Genomic DNA, 1,192 nt, shown 5'->3' with positions numbered 1-1,192 from the left:
TTGTATGGATAATAAGCATTCCAATCGGGTAAGGTGAGACCCAGACTTTAGCTGCAACTAAAGTTCTTCTATTTGGTAGTTCGATTGAGTAATGGCTCCTCTATCGAGAGACCGATAACAAGTATGAACACCAAATAGAACTCCAAGCATCACACTCGAATAGTCTTCTGGGTCTCGAGCCCGCATTTGCAAGCAAGAGTTAGCTTATTATGAATACAAACACACTTCAAAACATTAATGTCGGCGTTGATACCGGTAAGTCACAATTAGATATTTATATTCGTCCTCTCGACATCTACTTCTCTGTACCCAATACAGAAAAAGGCGTCAAAGGAGCCGTCAAAACCATCTCTAAACATCAACCTCAGCGCGTCGTCATCGAAGCAACGGGCCGATTGGAAATGCCCTTCATCCTAGCTTGTGACAAAGCCAAACTTCCTTATGTCATTGCTAACCCTTTACGTATAAAAAGGTTCGCTGGCGCTATCGGACAAAGAGCTAAGAATGACCGTTTAGATGCCGCTCTTATCGCTCATTATGCTGAAAAAGTTCAACCAGAACTGACTAAGCTAAAGAGCGAAAACATACGACTAATGAGTGACTTAGTTATCAGGCGCAATCAATTACTCTCTATGCAGACCATGGAAAGAAACCGACTTCAGATATTACCTAAAAACATCGCCTCGACCATTACTCCCATTTTAACTGCGCTCAAAAATCAAATAGAAAAGGTCGAAGCTAAAATTGCAAAACTTATCGACACTACTCCCGAATATCAGGCTAAAAACGAGCTACTTCAAAGCATGCCTGGTGTGGGGAAAATATTGGCAGCATCTATCATTAGCAACGTCCCTGAGCTGGGCTACATTACCAACAAACAAGCCTCCAGTCTTATCGGCGTTGCCCCTGTGGTTAGGGAAAGTGGCCGCTACAAAGGCAAGCGAGTAATACAAGGTGGACGGGCTCAAGTTCGGACCGTCATGTACATGGCAATGATGTCCGCCATACAATGTAACCCTACTTTCAAAGCAACTTATGAACGATTACTTGCCGTCGGTAAACCTAAAAAAGTAGCTATAGTTGCCTGTATGAGAAAGATGGTTGTGATCCTCAATTCTATGCTGAGAGACGGTGTTATGTGGGATGAGAGCAGCGCCAAAAATTAACTATTGACGCCATAGTCTCTTGTTAG

General features: G+C 43.0%; 1 protein-coding gene. It reads left to right on the top strand.

Going from position 1 to position 1,192, the window contains the following annotated elements; translation table 11 throughout:
• The first annotated feature begins 209 nt into the window (after positions 1-209).
• Positions 210-1,166, top strand: coding sequence for an IS110 family RNA-guided transposase (locus MD535_RS25575; protein WP_265678097.1), 957 nt, complete (start codon positions 210-212; stop codon positions 1,164-1,166).
• Positions 1,167-1,192: the final 26 nt, after the last annotated feature.

This window comes from Vibrio qingdaonensis (genome assembly GCF_026191675.1).
GTDB lineage: Bacteria > Pseudomonadota > Gammaproteobacteria > Enterobacterales > Vibrionaceae > Vibrio > Vibrio qingdaonensis.
The sequence above is the reverse complement of the archived record's forward strand: the minus strand, read 5'-3'. Positions and strand labels throughout refer to the sequence as shown.

Coding starts and splice junctions, on each gene's coding strand:
- MD535_RS25575 (WP_265678097.1), top strand. CDS start 210: ATGAATACAAACACACTTCAAAACATTAATGTCGGCGTTGATACCGGT.